Annotated in this window: 24 protein-coding genes, 1 tRNA gene and 1 other RNA gene; 9 read left to right on the top strand and 17 right to left on the bottom strand. The window is 29.3% G+C overall.

Annotated features, from left to right (window positions below):
- The first annotated feature begins 12 nt into the window (after nt 1-12).
- Both fliS and CLLT_RS04135 read left to right on the top strand, forming a co-directional pair.
- Nucleotides 13-384 (top strand): flagellar export chaperone FliS, encoded by a 372-nt coding sequence (gene fliS / locus CLLT_RS04140; RefSeq protein WP_074692079.1) that lies wholly within the window; start codon nt 13-15, stop codon nt 382-384.
- Complete coding sequence (locus CLLT_RS04135) at nt 381-596, top strand: hypothetical protein (protein ID WP_074692076.1); 216 nt, start codon at nt 381-383, stop codon at nt 594-596. Before fliS ends, CLLT_RS04135 begins: the two co-directional genes overlap by 4 nt.
- Here CLLT_RS04135 and rnpB read toward each other — a convergent pair.
- The 8 genes from rnpB to CLLT_RS04095 all read right to left on the bottom strand — a co-directional run bounded on the left by rnpB (nt 591) and on the right by CLLT_RS04095 (nt 6,846).
- Nucleotides 591-917, bottom strand: an RNA gene (gene rnpB, locus CLLT_RS04130) — RNase P RNA component class A. The two genes, CLLT_RS04135 and rnpB, sit on opposite strands and share 6 nt — an antisense overlap.
- A 26-nt stretch (nt 918-943) precedes the next feature.
- A complete protein-coding gene (locus CLLT_RS04125) occupies nt 944-1,483 on the bottom strand; it encodes a hypothetical protein (protein ID WP_074692073.1) in 540 nt (179 codons plus the stop codon).
- Nucleotides 1,446-2,456 carry a hypothetical protein gene (locus CLLT_RS04120; RefSeq protein ID WP_141080129.1) on the bottom strand — a complete coding sequence of 337 codons (1,011 nt, stop codon included), beginning with the start codon at nt 2,454-2,456 and terminating at the stop codon, nt 1,446-1,448. Before CLLT_RS04120 ends, CLLT_RS04125 begins: the two co-directional genes overlap by 38 nt.
- Entirely contained in the window at nt 2,446-3,318 is an 873-nt protein-coding gene (era, locus tag CLLT_RS04115; RefSeq protein WP_070256961.1) for a GTPase Era, read from the bottom strand. The genes CLLT_RS04120 and era overlap by 11 nt, the downstream gene beginning before the upstream one ends.
- Nucleotides 3,315-4,634 (bottom strand): ATP-dependent protease ATPase subunit HslU, encoded by a 1,320-nt coding sequence (gene hslU, locus CLLT_RS04110; RefSeq protein WP_012661468.1) that lies wholly within the window; start codon nt 4,632-4,634, stop codon nt 3,315-3,317. Before hslU ends, era begins: the two co-directional genes overlap by 4 nt.
- Entirely contained in the window at nt 4,631-5,173 is a 543-nt protein-coding gene (hslV, locus tag CLLT_RS04105; protein ID WP_074692068.1) for an ATP-dependent protease subunit HslV, read from the bottom strand. The genes hslU and hslV overlap by 4 nt, the downstream gene beginning before the upstream one ends.
- Entirely contained in the window at nt 5,173-5,616 is a 444-nt protein-coding gene (gene rplI, locus CLLT_RS04100) for a 50S ribosomal protein L9 (RefSeq protein ID WP_012661466.1), read from the bottom strand. The genes hslV and rplI overlap by 1 nt, the downstream gene beginning before the upstream one ends.
- A gap of 9 nt (nt 5,617-5,625) precedes the next feature.
- Complete coding sequence (locus CLLT_RS04095; RefSeq protein ID WP_070256966.1) at nt 5,626-6,846, bottom strand: argininosuccinate synthase; 1,221 nt, start codon at nt 6,844-6,846, stop codon at nt 5,626-5,628.
- A 113-nt stretch (nt 6,847-6,959) separates the two neighbouring features.
- On the opposite strand from CLLT_RS04095, the gene CLLT_RS04090 reads away from it, so the two are divergent.
- From CLLT_RS04090 to CLLT_RS04070, 5 genes are read left to right on the top strand one after another with little or no spacing between them, the layout of a single operon-like run.
- Nucleotides 6,960-7,208: an RNA-binding S4 domain-containing protein gene (locus tag CLLT_RS04090; RefSeq protein WP_070256968.1), complete on the top strand. Its 249-nt coding sequence runs from the start codon at nt 6,960-6,962 to the stop codon at nt 7,206-7,208.
- Entirely contained in the window at nt 7,205-7,612 is a 408-nt protein-coding gene (gene tsaE / locus CLLT_RS04085) for a tRNA (adenosine(37)-N6)-threonylcarbamoyltransferase complex ATPase subunit type 1 TsaE (RefSeq protein ID WP_074692065.1), read from the top strand. Before CLLT_RS04090 ends, tsaE begins: the two co-directional genes overlap by 4 nt.
- The gene (gene lptB, locus CLLT_RS04080; RefSeq protein WP_074692062.1) at nt 7,605-8,330 is read left to right on the top strand and encodes an LPS export ABC transporter ATP-binding protein; all 726 of its coding nucleotides are present in this window, start codon (nt 7,605-7,607) and stop codon (nt 8,328-8,330) included. Before tsaE ends, lptB begins: the two co-directional genes overlap by 8 nt.
- Entirely contained in the window at nt 8,330-9,577 is a 1,248-nt protein-coding gene (locus CLLT_RS04075; protein ID WP_074692059.1) for an RNA polymerase factor sigma-54, read from the top strand. The genes lptB and CLLT_RS04075 overlap by 1 nt, the downstream gene beginning before the upstream one ends.
- Before the next feature lie 6 nt (nt 9,578-9,583).
- Nucleotides 9,584-10,201: a YggS family pyridoxal phosphate-dependent enzyme gene (locus CLLT_RS04070; protein ID WP_074692055.1), complete on the top strand. Its 618-nt coding sequence runs from the start codon at nt 9,584-9,586 to the stop codon at nt 10,199-10,201.
- Here the strand turns inward: CLLT_RS04070 and CLLT_RS04065 are convergent.
- From CLLT_RS04065 to flgA, 8 genes are read right to left on the bottom strand one after another with little or no spacing between them, the layout of a single operon-like run.
- The gene (locus CLLT_RS04065) at nt 10,194-11,225 is read right to left on the bottom strand and encodes a UDP-N-acetylglucosamine--N-acetylmuramyl-(pentapeptide) pyrophosphoryl-undecaprenol N-acetylglucosamine transferase (RefSeq protein WP_074692052.1); all 1,032 of its coding nucleotides are present in this window, start codon (nt 11,223-11,225) and stop codon (nt 10,194-10,196) included. The genes CLLT_RS04070 and CLLT_RS04065 overlap by 8 nt on opposite strands.
- Entirely contained in the window at nt 11,222-11,827 is a 606-nt protein-coding gene (gene cysE, locus CLLT_RS04060) for a serine O-acetyltransferase (protein ID WP_070256981.1), read from the bottom strand. The genes CLLT_RS04065 and cysE overlap by 4 nt, the downstream gene beginning before the upstream one ends.
- Nucleotides 11,824-13,653, bottom strand: a complete 1,830-nt coding sequence (gene speA, locus CLLT_RS04055; protein ID WP_074692049.1) for a biosynthetic arginine decarboxylase — start codon at nt 13,651-13,653, stop codon at nt 11,824-11,826. The genes cysE and speA overlap by 4 nt, the downstream gene beginning before the upstream one ends.
- Entirely contained in the window at nt 13,650-14,876 is a 1,227-nt protein-coding gene (gene hisS / locus CLLT_RS04050) for a histidine--tRNA ligase (protein WP_074692046.1), read from the bottom strand. Before hisS ends, speA begins: the two co-directional genes overlap by 4 nt.
- Nucleotides 14,869-15,453, bottom strand: coding sequence for a dTMP kinase (gene tmk, locus CLLT_RS04045; RefSeq protein WP_074692044.1), 585 nt, complete (start codon nt 15,451-15,453; stop codon nt 14,869-14,871). Before tmk ends, hisS begins: the two co-directional genes overlap by 8 nt.
- Nucleotides 15,444-15,926, bottom strand: a complete 483-nt coding sequence (coaD, locus tag CLLT_RS04040; RefSeq protein WP_074692041.1) for a pantetheine-phosphate adenylyltransferase — start codon at nt 15,924-15,926, stop codon at nt 15,444-15,446. The genes tmk and coaD overlap by 10 nt, the downstream gene beginning before the upstream one ends.
- Nucleotides 15,923-16,501 (bottom strand): UbiX family flavin prenyltransferase, encoded by a 579-nt coding sequence (locus tag CLLT_RS04035; protein ID WP_070256991.1) that lies wholly within the window; start codon nt 16,499-16,501, stop codon nt 15,923-15,925. Before CLLT_RS04035 ends, coaD begins: the two co-directional genes overlap by 4 nt.
- Nucleotides 16,498-17,199: a flagellar basal body P-ring formation chaperone FlgA gene (gene flgA, locus CLLT_RS04030; protein ID WP_074692141.1), complete on the bottom strand. Its 702-nt coding sequence runs from the start codon at nt 17,197-17,199 to the stop codon at nt 16,498-16,500. The genes CLLT_RS04035 and flgA overlap by 4 nt, the downstream gene beginning before the upstream one ends.
- 120 nt (nt 17,200-17,319) lie before the next feature.
- Here flgA and CLLT_RS04025 point away from each other — a divergent pair, with 120 nt between their 5' ends.
- Nucleotides 17,320-18,591, top strand: a complete 1,272-nt coding sequence (locus CLLT_RS04025) for a Cj0814 family flagellar-dependent secreted protein (protein WP_074692038.1) — start codon at nt 17,320-17,322, stop codon at nt 18,589-18,591.
- 4 nt (nt 18,592-18,595) lie between these two features.
- Here the strand turns inward: CLLT_RS04025 and CLLT_RS04020 are convergent.
- Nucleotides 18,596-18,670: transfer RNA gene (locus CLLT_RS04020), tRNA-Gly, on the bottom strand.
- Between the two features lie 110 nt (nt 18,671-18,780).
- On the opposite strand from CLLT_RS04020, the gene CLLT_RS04015 reads away from it, so the two are divergent.
- On the top strand, nt 18,781-19,077 hold the full coding sequence (locus CLLT_RS04015) for a hypothetical protein (protein WP_012661450.1): 297 nt from the start codon (nt 18,781-18,783) through the stop codon (nt 19,075-19,077).
- Nucleotides 19,078-19,096 lie beyond the last annotated feature (19 nt).

Below are 19,096 nucleotides of genomic sequence, written 5' to 3'. Positions count from 1 at the left end.
GAAAGGATTTAAATGCTAAATAGTGCAGTTTATAATGCATATTCACAAAACCAAACCGGAGTAGAATCTCAAGAAAAATTAATCGAGATGTTATATAGTGGGATTTTACGTTTTTCTAGTAGAATAAAAATAGCCATACAAAATGAAAATATAGAAGAAAGAGTATATTATGTAAAAAGAGCTAGTGCTATTTTTATCGAGCTACTTAACTGTCTTGATTATGAAAAAGGTGGTGAAGTAGCACACTACCTTAGTGGCTTGTATACTAGAGAATTACAACTTCTTTCCTTGGCAAATATTGAAAATAGCCAAGAAAGAGTAGATGAAGTGATAAATGTGGTTAAAGGCTTATTGGAAGCTTGGAGAGAAGTACATCAAAAATGAGTGAAAAAAAATGGATAGATGAGTTTAAACTAGCTGTTTATACTGAAGATTTAGAAAAAATAGTTAAACTCATAGAAAAACCTGATTTTAACGACTGTCCTAATGAAGCTTTGGCATTAACCAATGAAGCTATTGCTTTCATGAAAAAAAAGCAAGATGAATTAGCTGTTAATTTACAAAAACTCAAAAAAGCTTCTGCTTATATAAAGTAAAACATAGCTATAAGCCGAGTTTTGTCTTGAATGATCATTTATCTAATTTTGTTTTTGCAAACAAACTCAAGCGAAGGGTTATATTATAAGACAAAAACCACCCCTTCTTGCTGCAGATTGGGTTTACATAGCTAGCTTTGTTACCAAAGCTACTGGTAGGCTCTTACTCTACCGTTTCACCTTTTCCATATAAAATATGGTAGTTTTCTTTCTGTTGCACTTTCCCTTAGGTCACCCTAGCCATCCATTAGATGGAATCTTTGTCCTATTGCAGCTCGGACTTTCCTCTTCAAAAAATGAAGCGATCATTTGCTATGTTTGGATGAATTTTATCAAAAAAATCATTTTTATGCCAGAGCAAAAATAAGATTTAATGTAATTTTTAATTTATTTTCATATTTTACAAGTTCTAAATTTTTAACTTTTATACAAGGATCTAACTTTTGTAAAAACTGCGTTAAAAAAATAAAATCGCCAACAAAACTTAATCTTAATTCATAATAAGCAAAATATTCATCTTGACTTTTGTAACTTTGAATTTGTAAAGATTGAACCCCATTAAGATTTTTTTCTATGTTCTTTAAAATACTTTGATAATCTCTGTTTATATTAAAAAACGACTGTTCATTATAAGATATATTTTCATCTTCTTTTAAATCAGAAATCACTTCTTGTTTTTGCTCGTATTTTGTTTGCAAATTATATAGTTCATCTTTTGACAACTTCATTTGTTTTTCAAAATAGTCAAAAACACCCATATAGACCATGAAAAAACCAAAAACAAAAACAACTATCAAAGACAATATAAATTCACGCTCGGATAACTTAGCGAAGACATTTTCTAAATTTTTATAAAGATTTTTCAAAAACAAGAGTAATTTTTCCATTATTAACTTCTTTATTTTTTAATACAAAATGATGCTTTTTAAAATCTTCATAAAATTCATAGTCATTTTTAAGCTCTATAGTAAAATCATTATTTTTAACATACAAAGCCTCTATATAAGCTTGATGAGAATTTAAAACTTTTAAAAAATCATAAAAATCTTTATAGCAAAGTGTATTTGCATAAAATTTTTGTAATAAATCAACCTTTAACTCATTTTCTTCTTGTAATTTTTTGAACTCTTGATTTTGTTTTTGATTTATTTTTGCCTGTTCTAAAATATCATCTTGCTTTTTTATTAAATTTTCATATTTTATTTTCTCGTTTTCATAAAATGATTTTTGTGTATACAAATACAAAGGATAAACTAAAGCCAGTAAAACTCCACAGACAAAAGCCAATAAAATCTTAAAACTAAAAGATTTTAAATGATTTATTTTTTCTTTGTTGGTAAAATTAATCTTGACTTGATCGCAATTTTTTAACAATTTTTGATAGAAAATATTACTATTAAATTTATCAAAACTGCTAAGATTTTGAGTATCATCTATGCTTATAATGTGTTTATAAGTTTTTTTTAATTTTTCTTCATATATTTTATCATAGATGTTTAATGGTATAACTTTGCAATTTTGAAAATTACATCCTAAATACTCCACTAAAACTATGTATTTTTCCTTAAACGATAATGCAAGATTTTCACTATTTGTATTATTCTTAAAATACACTTCAAAAAGCAGGGGTTCTGGTATCACATAATCAATATCTAAAATATCTTCATACTTGCACAAGAATACATATGTAAAAGAATTATCTTGAAAATATTTTAACTTATAAGAAAAATCATCTTTAAGGCCAAGCTCTTCAAAGCTCTTTTTTAAAATTTCATCTTCGCTAATAGGATTTGCAAATTTAATATATAAAAGCTTTTCATAAGCGAGAAAATCTTTTAGAATAGTTTTCTTACTCATCATAAAGAATTTTCTTAAGGTTTTGCTCGTTTTTATGCCAATTTTTCTCAAGTTGAACAAATAATTTTAACATTACCTTTTTTTGCGCTAATTTTTCTATTTTAACCCTAGCTTCCTTACCTATACGCTTAATTGTAGCACCATCTTTACCTAATATCATTCCTTTGTGAGAATTAGTAGAGCTAATAATGGTTGCATTGATATAATAAATAGTTTTTAACTCTTTAATTTTATCAATTCTAACTTCAGTAGTATATGGAATTTCATCGCTTAAATTTTCATAGATTGCTTCAAGTATAAAATCTCTATAAATATCTTTTTCATTTGTAGTAGTAATAAATTCTGGATCAAAATAATATGGATGCTCGGGCAAATATTTAACAAGCTCATCAAGTAAAATTTTTTTATGAAATTTTTGCTTAATAGAATAGGGGATAATAGCGCTAAAATAAGAACTAAATTGATTATATTGAGCTAATTTTGAAAGCAAGGTTTTTTTATCTGCTAAATCAACTTTATTAATTAATACAATATGAGGAACTTTTGGATTTAATTTTAAAAAATTTTCATAATCAATAATATCATCATAAATACTTGCAACAAATAATATCACATCACAATCTGCAATACTTTTAATCGCTAAATCTATCATAAGCTGATTCATAGCCTTAGAGCTTGCATGTAAACCAGGTGTATCTATAAATATCACTTGGTTTTTTTCATGCATTATAATTGCATTGATTTTTCTCCTTGTTGCATTTTGCTTATGAGAAACCATTGCAATTTTTTCTTCTAATAAAGAATTTAAAATAGAACTTTTTCCAGCATTAGTTCTACCTACAATACTTACAAAGCCACTTTTCACAAAATATACCTAGCAAGATCTTTATTTTCTACGATATCTCCAAGTTTAACTTGCACTTTAAAATCATCTATTTTATATACTTTTCCAGCATATTCATCTGCTTCAAAGCTAATATCTTCTAAAAGTTTTTCCACGACAGTATGTAAGCGTCTAGCACCTATATCTTGCATTTCTTCATTTGCCTTGCTTGCGATTTTTGCAATTTCTTTAATTGCAGCATCTTCAAATACAAGTTCAACTTTTTCAGTTTTTAAAAGTTCTATATATTGAGTAAGTAAAGAATTTTTAGGTCTTGTTAAAATAGCATATAAAGCATCTTCATCAAGACTATCAAGTTCTACTCTTAATGGAAAACGCCCTTGAAGCTCAGGGATTAAATCGCTTGGTTTGCTCAAATGAAAAGCTCCAGCTGCTATAAATAAAATATGATCAGTTTTTAAAGGTCCAAATTTAGTTTGTATAGTGCTACCTTCAACTATAGGAAGTAAATCCCTTTGCACCCCTTCTTTGCTTGGATCTTGGCGGTTTGAATTTGAGCTTGAAACCGCTACTTTATCTATCTCATCGATAAAAATAATTCCTTCATTTTCAGCTCTTCTTAAAGCCTCGCTTTTAATGCTTTCCATATCAAGTATTTTTTCACTTGCTTCTTGAGCTAGAGCATTTTTAGCATCTTTAACTTTCATTTCTTTTTTAACTTTTTTACTACCAACACCAATTACTTTCACTATATCTTGCATAGCACCCATTTCAGGTGGTAAATTTGGGTTTGTATCAAATACACTTTGAGAAATTTCTACTTCGATAATACTATCATCTAAATCACCAGCTTTTAATTTTACGCGCATTTTTTCTAAAGAATTTTTATATTCTTGTTCTTTTTCTTCGCTAATACCTTTTGGTAAAGGCGGTAAAAGTTTTTCAAGTATTTTATTTTCTATATATTCATTAATTTTTTCTTGATTTTTTTCTTTTTCTTCTTGTTTTACTAAATTTAAAGCAGCATTTGCTAAATCCCTAACCATACTTTCAACATCGCGCCCAACAAACCCAACTTCAGTATATTTACTTGCTTCAACCTTAACAAATGGAAGCCCCATCATCTTAGCTAATCTTCTTGCAATTTCTGTTTTTCCCACACCAGTTGAGCCTATCATTAAAATATTTTTAGGCATGATATCATCTTGAAGTTCAGGGCTAAGTTGCATTCTTCTATAACGATTTCTCAAAGCAATTGCTATGATTTTTTTAGCGTTTTTTTGACCAATTACATAATCATCTAAAAAATTTACAATTTCTTTTGGGGTTAAATTCATTTATCATCCTCAATTACATAAGTTTTAATATTTGTATTAGTATAAATGCAAATTTCACCAGCTATTTGCAAGCTTTCTTTTACCAAATTTTCTTCATCTAATTTAGAATACTTAGCTAAAGCCCTAGCAGCAGAAAGTGCGTAATTTCCTCCACTTCCAATAGCAGCTATAGCACCATCTTCAGGCTCAACCACATCTCCAGTTCCAGAAAGCAAAAATATATGATTTCTATCTAATACTAGCATCATAGCTTCTAATTTTCTTAAATATTTATCTTTACGCCATTCTTTTGAAAAATCAATTGCAGCCTTTAATAAATCACCCTTAGAACTAGAAAGGAGTTTTTCAAACATATCAAAAAGATTAAAAGCATCAGCAGTGCTTCCTGCAAAACCTGCTAACACTTTTCCATTATTTAATTTTCTAATTTTCACTGCATTATTTTTTAAAACAGTATTTCCAAAGCTTACTTGACCATCACCACCAATAACTGATTTATTTTTGCCCTTATAAGCTAAAATAGTAGTTGCGTGAAACATTACTCCCCTTTAACCTCTAACTTAAATTTAGCATGAATTGCATGGCCTAATTTTATAGAAATTTCATGCATACCAAGTTCTTTTATGGTATCACACTCTAAAGATTTTTTATCAATTTCTATATTTTTTTGTTCTTTAAGTGCATGTGCAATTTCATCTTTAGTGATCCCACCAAATAAGCTTCCATTAGCCCCCACAGGCTTAGCTATACAAATAGTGATTTTAGATAATTCTTCTTTTAATTTTTCCAAATTTGCAAGCTCAAATCTTAAATTTTCTGCCTTTTTCTTTTGCTCTGCTTCATATTGTTTTAAAACTTCATGTGTAGCAGCTTTTGCAAAACCTTTTGCTATTAAAAAATTTTGTCCATACCCATCTTTTACTTCTTTTACTTCTCCAGCTTTTCCTAAACTTTTTACATCTTTAATTAACAATACTTTCATCTTTCTTCCTTAAAATTTTCTTCCATTTTTGCCTGCAATGATAAATCTTAAAGCATTTAGCTTGATAAAGCCTGCTGCATCTTTTTGATCATACACACTATCTTCTTCAAAAGTACAATAAGCCTCGCTAAATAAGCTATCATTCGCACTTTCTCTGCCTATTACCATAACATTACCTTTATACAATTCAAGTTTAACCTTGCCATTTACGTGTTTTTGTGATTCATCGATTAAAGCTTGAAGCATTAATCTCTCAGGCGAAAACCAATATCCATTATAAATTAAACTTGCATATTTTGGCATTAATTCATCTTTTAAATGCGCTGCTTCTCTATCAAGAGTAATGCTTTCTATAGCGCGGTGTGCTTTTAAAAGTATGCTCCCACCTGGGGTTTCATAACAACCTCTACTTTTCATACCCACATAGCGATTTTCTACTATATCAAGACGACCTATACCATGTTTTGCACCAAGCTCATTAAGTTTTGCTAAAAGCTGTGCAGGAGACATTTTTTCTCCATTTATAGCACATAAATCACCTTTGCTAAACTCAAGCTCTATCACTTCGCTTTCATTTGGAGTTTGTTTTAAATCCCTCACCCAGCGCCACATATCTGCCTCAGGTTTAGCCGCAGGATCTTCAAGCACTAAACCCTCATAGGAAATATGCAATAAATTTGCATCCATAGAATAAGGTGATTTACCTGGCTTTTTAGCTATATCAATACCATGTTTTTGTGCATAAGCTAAGAGTTTTTCACGACTATTTAAATCCCATTCTCTCCAAGGAGCAATGATAGCTAAATTTGGATTTAGTGCCAAAGCACCTAATTCAAAACGCACTTGATCATTTCCTTTACCTGTTGCTCCATGACTAATAGCATCTGCATTAGTTTTATTTGCTATTTCTACCAAAGCTTTTGCTATCAAAGGTCTTGCTATACTTGTACCTAGTAAATATTCTCCCTCATAAATAGCATTTGCTCTAAACATAGCAAATACATAATCTTTTACAAATTCATCTTTTAAATCTTTTATAAAAATATTTTCTTCTTTTACACCTAAAGAAAGTGCTTTTTTTCTAGCAGGCTCAAGTTCTTCACCTTGTCCAATATCTGCTGTGAAAGTTACCACTTCACTTTTATACTCATCTTGAAGCCATTTTAAAATTATACTTGTATCAAGCCCACCAGAATATGCTAAAACCACTTTTTTGATATCTTTTTTCATTGTCTTTCCTCTTTGTAAAAATAATTTTAAAATTTAACGAATTTAGCTTAATATAATGTAAAATATTTAGACATTTTATAACATTTTCTTGTATTTTTTGATAAAATATTTTTATGAGAATAGATAAGTTTTTAAATGTAGTAAATATAACAAAGCGTCGCGCTATTTCAGAAGATATGTGTAAAAGCGGGGTTGTAAGTATTAATAATCAAGTAGTTAAAGCTAGTAAAGATGTAAAAATTGGCGATGAAATTAGTATTAAATTTATAGAGCATACTGATACATACAAAGTACTTGATATACCAACTACCAAAAGCATACCCAAAGCTATGCAAGAAAAATATGTGGTAAAAATTAAATGAGAGAATTTGTTTTAGCACAAAATGAACTTGACAAACTTTGTGAAGTTTTACCTAAAAGTGGAGTTGTTTTATTGCAAGGTGATTTAGCAAGTGGTAAAACTACTTTGGTGCAAAATTATGCTCAATTTCTTGGAGTAGAAAAAACGCTTAATTCTCCTACATTTTCTATCATGCAAGAGTATGATTTTCAACAAGGTAAAATGTATCATTATGATATTTATCAAGAAGGTTTTGATGGACTTTTAAAAAATGGCTTGATTGAAAATTTTTTTGAAGAAGGTTTGCATTTAGTAGAGTGGGGTGATGAAAAATTAAAAAAATATTTAGATAAATATCAAATTTTTAATATAATTTTACAAATCATTCCTTATGAAAATAAAAGAAAGTATATAATACATGAGTAAGCTAGAAGCTAGAAATTTAGAAAAAATCATTAAAAAAACAAAAATCATACACGATGTTTCGCTAGAAGTGCAAAGTGGAGAAGTTGTAGGACTTTTAGGGCCTAATGGAGCAGGAAAAACTACGAGTTTTTATATGATATGTGGGCTTATTTTACCAACAAGCGGACAGGTGTTTTTAGACTCACAAGATATCACAAAAGAACCGCTTAATAAAAGAGCAAAGCTTGGCATTGGGTATTTGCCTCAAGAAAGTAGTGTTTTTAAAGACTTAAGCGTGGAAGATAATTTACTTTTAGCTGCTCAAATGCTCTATAAAGACAAAAAAATACTAGATCAAAAAATAGAGCAAATGTTAGAATTATTAAGCATAGAGCCTATTAGACACAGAAAAGGTTTAAGTTTAAGTGGGGGCGAGAGAAGGCGTTGTGAAATAGCAAGATCTCTGATGTGTGATCCTAAATTTTTACTTTTAGATGAGCCTTTTGCTGGGGTTGATCCTATAGCAGTGAGTGAAATTCAAAGTTTAATTAAAGACTTAAAAGCAATGAATATAGGTGTTTTAATAACAGATCACAATGTAAGAGAAACTCTAGCAATTTGTGATAGAGCATATGTTATTAGAAGTGGAAGATTGCTAGCTAGTGGTAATGCAAGCGAGATAGCAAACAATGAAGATGTTAAAAAATATTATCTTGGAAATGAATTTAGACTTGAATAATGCTTAGACAAAAAACTTCTTTAGCTCAAAAAGCAAAATTATCACAAACTTTAAGATCTTGGTTGCCAATTTTACAAGCTAATATAGAAGATTTAAAAGAAAACTTAGAAGAATTTGCCAAAGAAAATCCTTTTATAGAAATCAAAGAAAACTCAAACATTACCAATAATCAAAACAAATATTATCAAGAATATTTTAGCAAAAGCACAACAACTCAAATGATTGATGCCAAAAGCTTAGATAATAAAAATGTCTATGAGCTTTTAAACGAGCAAATCATACCACCATTATTTCCAACTAAAAAATCCCAACTCATAGCTGAAAAAATCATAGAATGTCTAAATCATGAGGGCTATTTTGAATACGATGAAGAACTTTTTGCACAATTTGATCCTTTAGAAGTTGAAAAAATAAGACAAAGATTTAAATTTCTTGATCCAATAGGAGTAGGAGCAAAAGATAATCAAGAAGCTTATATGTTTGCACTAGAACATTTTGATTTAGACGATGAGCTTTATGAATTTTGCAAAAGTTTAATACAAAATTTAGAAAATGCAAAAGAATTTACTAAAGATCCTTTATACAAAAACGCTATTTCTATTATTAAAAAAATTTCCATACCACCATTTTTAGAATATTTTGAAGAAAGCATGGCTATCATCCCTGATATTTATATTTATCAAGAAAATGGCGAGATTAAAATAAAAATTAATGATGAATATTATCCTGAAATTGCTTTTGAAGCAGATGGGCTTGATCATGAGTTTTTAAGTGCTTATTTAAAAGATGCTAAAAATTTAATCGATGCTTTAGCGATGAGAAAAGCTACTCTTTATAAACTAGGGCTTATGATTATAGAATATCAATATGATTTTTTCATGGGTGGAGATATTAAACCTATGCAACTTAAAGATTTAGCGCAAGATTTAGAAAGAAATGCTTCAACCATCTCAAGGGCTATTTCTAATAAATATCTAAGTTGCGATAGAGGCTTAATACCTTTAAAATCATTTTTCACAACAGCCGTTGATGATGGAGAAACATCTAATGCAACGATAAAAGATTTTCTAAGCAATCTAATCAAAAAAGAAAACCCTAAAAAGCCTTTGAGTGATTTAAAAATTCTTGAACTAACTCAAAAAGAATTTCCAAGCGTGCAATTAGGGCGTAGAACCATCACAAAATACCGCATGCAACTTGGTATAGGAAGTTCTAGTGAGCGTAAAAAATTATATGAATTGATGTAGGAAAATATGAAATTAGAAAGCATTTTTGAAAAAACTATAAAGCAAAATGTGCGTTTAATAGCAGCTAGCAAGTATGTTCAAGATGAACAAATTCGAGAGCTTTTTAAGCAAGGAATTTTTGAATTTGGTGAAAATCAAGTCCAAGCTTTAGCTTTAAAAAAAGAAAAACTTCAAGATTTAGAAATCAAATGGCATTTTATAGGCAATCTTCAAAGTAATAAAATCAATCTTTTAGTCAAACAAAAACCTGTGCTTTGGCAATCTTGCAATGGCATTAAAATAGCTAAAGCAGTAGATAAAAGATTAGAGTATAAACTTGATACCTTACTTGAAATAAACACAGCAAATGAAAGCTCTAAAAGTGGTATAGAGCAAAATAAAGCCATAGAAGAATACTTACAAATTCAAGAAGAATGTAAAAATTTAAATTTAGTAGGCATAATGTGCATAGGTGCTATGAATGAGGAAAAAGTTCAAGAGAGTTTTGAGCAAACTTTTAAAATTTATGAAAATTTACAAAAACATGGAGCAAAAATTTGTTCTATGGGTATGAGCGGGGATTTTGAGCTAGCTATTAAATGTGGTTCAAATATGGTTAGATTAGGAAGTATTTTATTTAAATAATTCCTAATTCTTTAGCCTTATAAAGCATAAAATCAGCTCCATTTTTATTTTCAATTTCACAAAGTCTTGATGAAATTTGTTTTAATGGAAAGTTATTAATTATATCTATAAAACCATCTTCGCGATCTTGAGTTAAAATCTCACACAAATTACGCTCTTTTAAATATAAAGCATTAAAATATTGATGATTTTTAGCTGCATAAGGGTAGGGGATAAATATGCAAGGAAGTTTGTTTGCGCTAAGTTCAAACAAAGAACTAGCTCCAGATCTTGACACAGCTAAATCAGCTTTTGAAATTTTTTCTATAATATTTTTATCAAAATCAAATAAATCAACTTTAATTTGCATACTCTCATAAGCACTCTTACATCTTTTATAATCACTCTTGCCACATTGATGAATGATATTTATACCTTTTTCTTTAAAATATAAAGCATTTTTTAAAGCAAGATCGTTAATAAATTTAGCCCCCTGTGAACCACCTAGAAAAATAATGCTTTTTAATTCTTGCCTAATTCTTGCTTTTTGGATAAAAACTTCATTAATAGGATAAGGACAAAAGAAAGTATTTTTTTTATCAATTTGATCATCAAATGCAGTAAAAAAAGCTTTAGAAAAAGGCTTTAAAAGTAAATTTAAACTTCCTATTTTAGAATTTTGCTCATGGATTAAAAGTGGGATATTTGCCATTAAAGCAGCAAAAGAAGCTGGCGCACTGCTGTATCCACCCACGCTAAAAACAGCTTTAACTTCATGTTTTTTAAGAATTTTTTTTACATTTAGTGCTAATTTTATAATATGCATAAATGAGCTAATTTTAGATAAACCTTTTTTATTTACCACGCCTGAACTACTTAAAAAATACCTTTGATGAAAAGCTAATTCTTGCTCAAACCAAAGTTTATCTTGACCATTTTCACTTCCTATATAAATACACTCTAAACCTTGTTTTTTAGCACTTTGTAATAAGCATCTTGCAATGGCTAAATGCCCACCTGTGCCTCCGCCTGTAATTGCTATCATTTATCCTCTTTATTTAGCTTTTCTTCTAAAATAGCAAGCTTTGCTTCTAATTTAGCGATTTTTTCTTCATAATCAATCTTACCATGTTCTTTAATATAAGCAGGTATACCAATAGCTGTTAAATTTGCCTCAACATCTTTTAATACAACTGCATTTGAACCTATTTTTGCATTTTTACCTATGGTAATATTGCCTAAAATTTTAGCACCAGATCCTATTACTACGCCATCTTCTATAGTAGGGTGTCTTTTGGTGTGTTTATCTAAACTTGTGCCACCTAAGGTTACTCCTTGATAAATAATCACATCATTACCAATTATAGCTGTTTCACCTACTACAACACCTATTGCATGATCTATAAATATTCTCCTACCTAGCTTAGCTCCAGGATGCAAATCAACCCCTGTTAAAAACTGAGAAATTCCACTAATCATTCTTGCTATGCGTTTATAGTTTTTTATATAAAAAAAATGCGCAAAGCGATAATTTACCACAGCCCAAACACCAGGATAGTTAAAAACTAATTCCACGCAAGATCTATATGCAGGATCTTTTTGCTTTGGCATAGAAAAATCTTCTTTGATTAGTTTGAAAATACTCATTTAGAACCTATGCTTTTTAAATATCCATTGTCATTTAAAAACAAATAAATTTCACCCAAAATATGCTTTTTTTGATTTTCATTAACAAGTTTTGAAGCATAAATTTTTTCATTAATATTATCCATAATCGCATGAATATCATAGTCAAGATCTTCTAAGGTATCTAAAATGGATTGAGCCTCTAGCACGCTTTCTACTTCAAAACCCTTTTCGTTAATACTTATACAAGCTTCGCTTGGATGAGTGAAAAGATTATGCTTCATACCAAGAACTTCTTGATAAGCACCCACTAAGAAAAATCCCAAAAAATAATCTTCAGCTTCTACATCAATATCATGTAAAAACAAAGGATTATCTTTAGAATAAGAAATTTCTCCATCGCTATCACAAGTTATATCCCATATACTTGCACTTCTAGTTGGTTTTTTATTGAGTCTATCTAAAGGCATGATAGGAAAATTTTGCTCTAAACCCCAAAAATCAGGTAAAGATTGAAACAAAGAAAAATTCACCAAATATTTTTCTTGCACTTCATTTTGCAAGCTTGATAAATCAGCTTGATCACCCACCAAAGAAATAGCCTTTCGCATGATTAAATGCACTAAAATTTCACTATTTGATCTATCTTGTAAATCCACATATCCTAAATCAAATAAAGTTAAAATGCTTTCCATATGATCAATACTATCGTGTAAGTATTCCAATGCATTAGAAGCTTTTATGCTTTTGTATAAATCATAAAGCTCATCAATTAATTTAGGATTTTTGTCTTTCAATAAAAGCTTGCTTTCTGTGTATTCTTGAGAAAAAAGCTCTAAAACAGGCGCTACTAAAACAGCATGATTAGCCGCTACAAAACGCCCACTTTCTATAAAAATATCAGGCTCAAGATCTTTTTTTTGCTCAGCAATGCTTTTTAATATAAAAACCACATCATTTGCATACTCACTTAAGGTGTAATTTCTGCTTGTTTCGTTTTTAAACTGAGAGTATTCTACTGCTAAACCCCCGCCAAGATTAATGGCTTTTAAATTTTTTGCTCCCATTTTTCTAAGCTCGGTGTAGATATTACCCGCTTCATTTAAAGCTTTTTTTAGAGGATGAATTTCAGTAATTTGCGAGCCAAGATGAAAATGTATCATAGTAAATTGATCTAAAAGTTTATTAGCTTTTAACAAATTTACAGCTTCTATTAATTCAGTAGAAGTAAGACCAAATTTTGAGTTTATACCACCGCTTTTTGCCCAAATTCCAACTCCAGCTGAGTGCAAACGTACTCTTAAGCCTATGTTTGGCTTTGGCTTGAAACGATTTTTAGCAATTTCTATCATCGCTTCAAGCTCGTTAAGTCCCTCCATAGTCAAAGTGATATTATGACCCATTTCACAGGCTATAAAGCCCATATTTATGAGTTCTTTATCTTTAAAACCATTAACCGTTATAGGAGCACCTTCATTATTATAAGCCATAGCTAGCAAAAGCTCAGCCTTACTTCCTGCCTCTAAGCCATAGTTATATTCTTTACCTAGATTAACTAAATTTTTTACAAAACCTGGATATTGATTAACTTTTAAAGGATACACAGCATTAAAAGAACCTTTATAGTTAAATTCTTTTTTAGCCTTAGCAAATTTTTCATAAATTTGTTCAATTTGCTTGTGGATTAAATGAGGAAAACGAAGTAATAATGGCCCCTTATAACCATCATCACGCAAGGTATTTACTATATCAATGATAGCTGGTTTTTTGCCATGATTTACACAAACTTTGCCACCTTCAATGATAAAATTATTTGCACCCCAAATATTAATACCATAATCAATCATAACTCATTCTCCAAATTTGCTATTTTTATATTTTTATTTTCTTTAGTATCTAAATTTTTATAAAAAATTTCTTCTTTTTGCATTTCATCTTCGCCTATACATAAAAATATTTTTGCATTAGCATTGTCTGCTTGATTTAGATGTTTTGCAAGTTTTTTTGCTTCATAATTTATAAAGACTTTATGTTTTTTTCTCAAAATAATTCCAAGCTTAAAAATAATATCTATAAAAGCTTCATCCATAGCACAAAGATAAATTCCATTTCTTTTTTTAATGTCTTGTTTTTGTTCTAAAATAGCCATAATCCTTTCTATACCCATGGCAAATCCTACGCCATAGCCACTTTTACCATCTAAATATTCTATCAATCTATCATATCTTCCACCACCTGCAACAGCAGCTTTTGCTCCTATTTCATCGCTTATAAATTCAAACGCACTTTTAGAATAATAATCAAGCCCGCGCACTAATTTCTCATCACATTCAAACTCAATGCCATTTTCACTTAATATTTTTTGCAATTTTTCATAATCTTTTTTACAACATGGGCATAAATTTTCACTAAGTTTTGGCGCATTTTTAATTAAATTTTGACAATGATCATTTTTACAATCAAGCACCCTAATAGGATTTAATTCTTTTCTTCTTAAACAATCTTCACAAAAGCCATCTTTAGAATTTAAAAAAGCTATGAGTTTTTCTTTATAAACACCCATGCATTCTTTACAACCTAAAGAATTAATTTTTAAGTTTGTATGAATTTTTAAGCGTTTAAAAATCTCATCTAGCATTAAAATAATACTAGCATCTTCATATACGCTTTCTACACCAAAGCTTTCTACACCAAATTGATGAAATTCGCGCAATCTTCCTTTTTGTGGCCTTTCATAGCGAAACATAGATCCATGATAAAACCACCTTTTTACGCTTTGATTTTTATCCATCTTAGCTTCTATATATGATCTTACCACCCCAGCTGTCCCTTCAGGCCTTAAACACACATCATTGCCTGCTTTATCAACAAATTCATACATTTCTTTGCCAACTATATCAGAGCTTTCTCCAACACTTCTTTTAAAAAGCCTAGTTAGCTCTAAATGCGGACAATTAATAAAAGTAAAACCATAGTTTTTAGCTACTTCTTCACAAGTTTTTACCACTTTTTCATAAAGTGCTGCTTGATAATCTTGTAAATCTTTCATACCTTTTAATGCATTAATCATTAATAAATTCCTTAATTTTTTCATGTAAATTTTCTATACTTAAAGACGCATCTAGTTTTAAAATTTTTATATCTATCTTAGTTTTTAAAATTTCTAAAGTTTCTTCTAGGGCATTTTGTATATTTAAAAAATACTCAACCCCTCTTTTTTCTATACTATCTAAGTTTTTTTTAGAAAGTCTTTGCTCAATAAGTTCTTTGGAGCCATGTAAAAAAACTATTTTTTGTGGGAAAAATCCACCAGTTGCAAAAGAATTTAAATCAAATAAAATATTTTGATCAAAATCAAATTTTGCATAAGCCATATTAGAAACAAAACTACGATCTGAAATGATAAGTTTGTTTTTATTTTGTACTAAATGTATGTCGATCAAATTTGCTCTATCAGCCAAAAAAAGCAAGAGTTCAGCCTTTTTGGAAAATTGCATTTTACTTTCTAATAAAATTTTTCTCAAATGCATACCAAGCTCACTCCCGCCTGGTTCTTTAGTGAAAATCGCATCTTTAAAGCATTTTTTTAAAAGTTCTATTTGCGTGCTTTTACCCACACAATCAACCCCTTCAAAAGCTATATACATCTTCCTTCCTTTAATAAAGATACAATTTCTTTTGGCGCAAGCTTACTCACATCGCCATTATGCACACAAATTGATCTTACAATAGAGCTTGAAATAAATGAATTTTTTAAATTTGGCATAAGATATATAGTCTCAAGATCTTCCCAAAGCATATGATTTGCGTAACCAAGTTGCAATTCATACTCAAAATCACTCACAGCCCTTAAGCCTCTTACTATGGTTTTAATGTTTAAATTTTTTGCAAAATCTACAAGCAAGTTATCAAAAGTTGTAATTTTAACATTTTTTAAGTCTTTTGTAGCAATTTTTACCATTTTTTCTCTATGTTCTAGGTTAAACATAGGCCTTTTACTTTCACTTTTAGCTATAGCAACAACTACTTCTTCAAACATCTTACTAGCTCGAATGATCACATCTAAATGCCCATTGGTAATAGGATCAAATGTCCCTGGGTATATACAACTATCCATCATTGCCACCTTTGGTATAAATTATGCTCAATATTTGCCAAATCAAGCCATTTTCCTATGATAAATTCATATAGTTTTTCTAAATTATCAATCTTAGCATAACTTGCTATTACAGGAGGAGCAATGATAACTCCATAGCTAGAAAGTTTAGCCATTTGTTCTAAATTCAAAGTAGAATAGGGCATTTCTCTAACACCAAGAATTATTTTTTTTCTTTCTTTTAACGCTACAGCAACGCTCCTTGTGATAAGATTATCACAAATTCCACAAGATATCTTAGCTAAAGTATTAATAGAACAAGGTGTGATAAAAGTCGTTTCTATGCCAAAAGATCCACTTGCAACGCATTGACTAATATCTTCATTATCTAAAAAATTTACATGTCCAAGCTCAAATTTATCTTTTATGTGTTGCAAAAAGTCTATATTTTCTAAAAGAGAATTTTCTTTTGCAAAACTTATTTTTGCATTTTTACTCACAATGGCATAAATTTGCCCTTTTTCTTTTAAATGTTTTAATAACAAAAAACCAAGCTCACAAGAACTAGCCCCGCTAATACCTACTAAAATTTTTCTCATTTTAGCTCCACATAATTTTTACTAATGACTTTACCATGCACGACTTTTCCATCTTTATTTTTAAGGCGAATTCTTTGGTTTAAATTCCCACTTTGTAAGGCTTTTAATTCTATTATCATGCTTAAATCCCCATCTTTGATAACCCCATAAACAGAATCATTTCTTTGTATAAGGGTTTTGGTTTTAAACATATTATATTTTAAAATCATATTTTCTCTTATATTGCTTTTGGCTATTAAATTTGCGATTTCATCTTTTTTTAATATACCTTGAGGGACTTTATCAAAAGGAATTTTTAAAATTTTAAAACTAGCAGGGCTTAAATTTTCATTACGCGAAATAGGGCGTGTGCTTTGTAAAACTTCTAACTTTGCTTTTAAAAAATATTTAAAAAAAACATTTTTTTTGTGTTGTTCTGGAGTTTTAAATTCAGCCTTGATAAATCCATCAGCTCTATCAAAATTATGATTACCTAGTTTTAAAAAAACATATTGATTAAAATCTTCTGGCAAACTTGATTGAGTATTAAGCTCTAAAGAGATGATTTCAATTTGTGGATAATTTGTCTTAAATTCTTTAATCAAAGCTAATTTTACTTCATCAAAATTCGAAGCAAAACTTAAAGTATAGAAAAATAAAAATAATATAATATTTCTCACAAACAATACAACCTTTGCACTAAATTCAAAAACTAACATATCATACATAAAAAAAGTTTGAATTTAGTTGAAAATTGCTAAAATAAATGGAATAAAATTTGCTTGTAAAAATGCAAGATTGAAGATTGAAGGCAAAATCTAAAATCTAAGGAATGCCTAATGAGTATATTTAGTATAAATGATAGTTCATCTTATGGTTCTATCATTTCACAAACAAAAGCAAATAAAGAAAATAAAACAAGTTCAAAAACAAATTTTGCAAATACTTTTATTAAGCAAAATGCTAGTAAATTAGTTGAAATTCAAAGTAATAATACTCAAACATTAGCACTTAATGAAGCAATGTCAAATAAAAATAATATAAAAAATGACTCCCCTAATTATCATATATCAAGTGATTTTAAAAATTCTATTTATACTTTAAAATATAAACAAACTAATAACCCTGTTTCTATGGCTTATGGTTATAGTGTAGATGCTAAAGGGTATATGGGAAGTGATTTTAATAAAGCTGCAGGATTACCTGAAGATTTTAAGATACATAAATCTACTTTAGATGAAATATATAGATATAATGAGGAAAATTATTTTAGTACATCAAGTAAAAATTCATTGGGTGTAACTGGTAGTTATTACACAAATATAGATATAGCTGATACCATAAGACAATATTATTCTAAATTTGATCAAATCATAAATCATAGTTTTGAAAATTCTAATAAGACTAGTTTTAGCATAGAAGATTTAAATTCTTTACCAAAAGGTTATAGCGTTTATAATACAAATAACAATTTTGCTTCTTTAGAAAATCTAGACAAACAAACTATAACAAATTTTTATGATACACAAGAGCAATACAATGCTATAGATAACATAGGAATGCAAAATTCTATCAATACAGGATTGAAAAAATTAGATTTTTCACCTGAAAGTATGGAAACTCAAAATTTAGATAGCGATATAGCAAAAGATACTTTTAATCCTGATATGTCTGTTTATCCAAAAAATGAAGATGGGAGTTATACTAAAGAAGCTTTATTTATGAGTTTTTTAAAGTCTAGTGGTGGAGAGGTTTTAGAAGGTGGAAGCACCAAAGTCAATCCTCAAATTCAAGCATTTAAAGACGCTATGGCAAAAGAAAGTTTTGATGGTTCTTTAGCCTCTTTAAATGATATTATGACAGGTAAAGTCGATTTTGCACAAATTTTAAAAGCACACGCTCAAGATGGCTGGCTTGATTCTAAAATTTATGCCAAAGAAAATAATATTGCTTGGCAAAATTCAAGCATAGGTTATGGCGGAGCTTGGTTTGATAATCAGTTTAATCAAGCTAAAGCTAGTGGCTACTCTCCCAGCAATGAAAGTATAAATTCTTATGTAAATTCTGTAATGGATAAATTAAATAATATTTTAAATCAAACTAGGGCGTAAAAAGTGGAGCGGGAAACGAGATTCGAACTCGCGACCCCAACCTTGGCAAGGTTGTGCTCTACCCCTGAGCTATTCCCGCACCTTTGAAAGTAGATTGTGATTTTATCAAAACTTTATTTTATTGTCAAGTTTTTAAAATTAAGGAATGTTTTTTGCTTGTAGTTATTAAATTTTAAAAAAGGAGTTCTCATGCAAGTAAATGATAAAAATAGTCCACTAGCCCTAAACAATATGACAAAAATCAAAGAAAAAAACACATCTTCAGATGAATTTCAAGCTGCACTTAATGCACTCAAAGACAAAGAAGAAAAAGAATATAAAAAAGATAGCAGCAATGCTTTTAGCAATACAGATTTAAATATAGGTTCGATTTCTAAAGATTATAGTGTATATGCTTGGGAGAAATTACGCCAAAGCAAATACCAAAAAAATGAAGAAAATATCTTAAATAATCTTTTTAAAACTTTAGATAAAGCAAGAAGTTAATCATTCAAAATAGGGTAGT

The sequence above is a fragment of the Campylobacter lari subsp. lari genome (assembly GCF_013372185.1).
GTDB classification, from domain to species: Bacteria; Campylobacterota; Campylobacteria; order Campylobacterales; family Campylobacteraceae; genus Campylobacter_D; species Campylobacter_D lari.
Note: the sequence above shows the minus strand (reverse complement) of the source record. Positions and strands in the feature narration are given on the sequence as shown.

Excerpts from the sequence above, each read along its gene's own strand:
- fliS (WP_074692079.1), top strand. The coding sequence starts at position 13 with ATGCTAAATAGTGCAGTTTATAATGCATATTCACAAAACCAAACCGGA.
- CLLT_RS04135 (WP_074692076.1), top strand. The coding sequence starts at position 381 with ATGAGTGAAAAAAAATGGATAGATGAGTTTAAACTAGCTGTTTATACT.
- CLLT_RS04125 (WP_074692073.1), bottom strand. The coding sequence starts at position 1,483 with ATGGAAAAATTACTCTTGTTTTTGAAAAATCTTTATAAAAATTTAGAA.
- CLLT_RS04120 (WP_141080129.1), bottom strand. The coding sequence starts at position 2,456 with ATGATGAGTAAGAAAACTATTCTAAAAGATTTTCTCGCTTATGAAAAG.
- hslU (WP_012661468.1), bottom strand. The coding sequence starts at position 4,634 with ATGAATTTAACCCCAAAAGAAATTGTAAATTTTTTAGATGATTATGTA.
- hslV (WP_074692068.1), bottom strand. The coding sequence starts at position 5,173 with ATGTTTCACGCAACTACTATTTTAGCTTATAAGGGCAAAAATAAATCA.
- rplI (WP_012661466.1), bottom strand. The coding sequence starts at position 5,616 with ATGAAAGTATTGTTAATTAAAGATGTAAAAAGTTTAGGAAAAGCTGGA.
- CLLT_RS04095 (WP_070256966.1), bottom strand. The coding sequence starts at position 6,846 with ATGAAAAAAGATATCAAAAAAGTGGTTTTAGCATATTCTGGTGGGCTT.
- CLLT_RS04090 (WP_070256968.1), top strand. The coding sequence starts at position 6,960 with ATGAGAATAGATAAGTTTTTAAATGTAGTAAATATAACAAAGCGTCGC.
- tsaE (WP_074692065.1), top strand. The coding sequence starts at position 7,205 with ATGAGAGAATTTGTTTTAGCACAAAATGAACTTGACAAACTTTGTGAA.
- lptB (WP_074692062.1), top strand. The coding sequence starts at position 7,605 with ATGAGTAAGCTAGAAGCTAGAAATTTAGAAAAAATCATTAAAAAAACA.
- CLLT_RS04075 (WP_074692059.1), top strand. The coding sequence starts at position 8,330 with ATGCTTAGACAAAAAACTTCTTTAGCTCAAAAAGCAAAATTATCACAA.
- CLLT_RS04070 (WP_074692055.1), top strand. The coding sequence starts at position 9,584 with ATGAAATTAGAAAGCATTTTTGAAAAAACTATAAAGCAAAATGTGCGT.
- CLLT_RS04065 (WP_074692052.1), bottom strand. The coding sequence starts at position 11,225 with ATGATAGCAATTACAGGCGGAGGCACAGGTGGGCATTTAGCCATTGCA.
- cysE (WP_070256981.1), bottom strand. The coding sequence starts at position 11,827 with ATGAGTATTTTCAAACTAATCAAAGAAGATTTTTCTATGCCAAAGCAA.
- speA (WP_074692049.1), bottom strand. The coding sequence starts at position 13,653 with ATGATTGATTATGGTATTAATATTTGGGGTGCAAATAATTTTATCATT.
- hisS (WP_074692046.1), bottom strand. The coding sequence starts at position 14,876 with ATGATTAATGCATTAAAAGGTATGAAAGATTTACAAGATTATCAAGCA.
- tmk (WP_074692044.1), bottom strand. The coding sequence starts at position 15,453 with ATGTATATAGCTTTTGAAGGGGTTGATTGTGTGGGTAAAAGCACGCAA.
- coaD (WP_074692041.1), bottom strand. The coding sequence starts at position 15,926 with ATGATGGATAGTTGTATATACCCAGGGACATTTGATCCTATTACCAAT.
- CLLT_RS04035 (WP_070256991.1), bottom strand. The coding sequence starts at position 16,501 with ATGAGAAAAATTTTAGTAGGTATTAGCGGGGCTAGTTCTTGTGAGCTT.
- flgA (WP_074692141.1), bottom strand. The coding sequence starts at position 17,199 with ATGTTAGTTTTTGAATTTAGTGCAAAGGTTGTATTGTTTGTGAGAAAT.
- CLLT_RS04025 (WP_074692038.1), top strand. The coding sequence starts at position 17,320 with ATGAGTATATTTAGTATAAATGATAGTTCATCTTATGGTTCTATCATT.
- CLLT_RS04015 (WP_012661450.1), top strand. The coding sequence starts at position 18,781 with ATGCAAGTAAATGATAAAAATAGTCCACTAGCCCTAAACAATATGACA.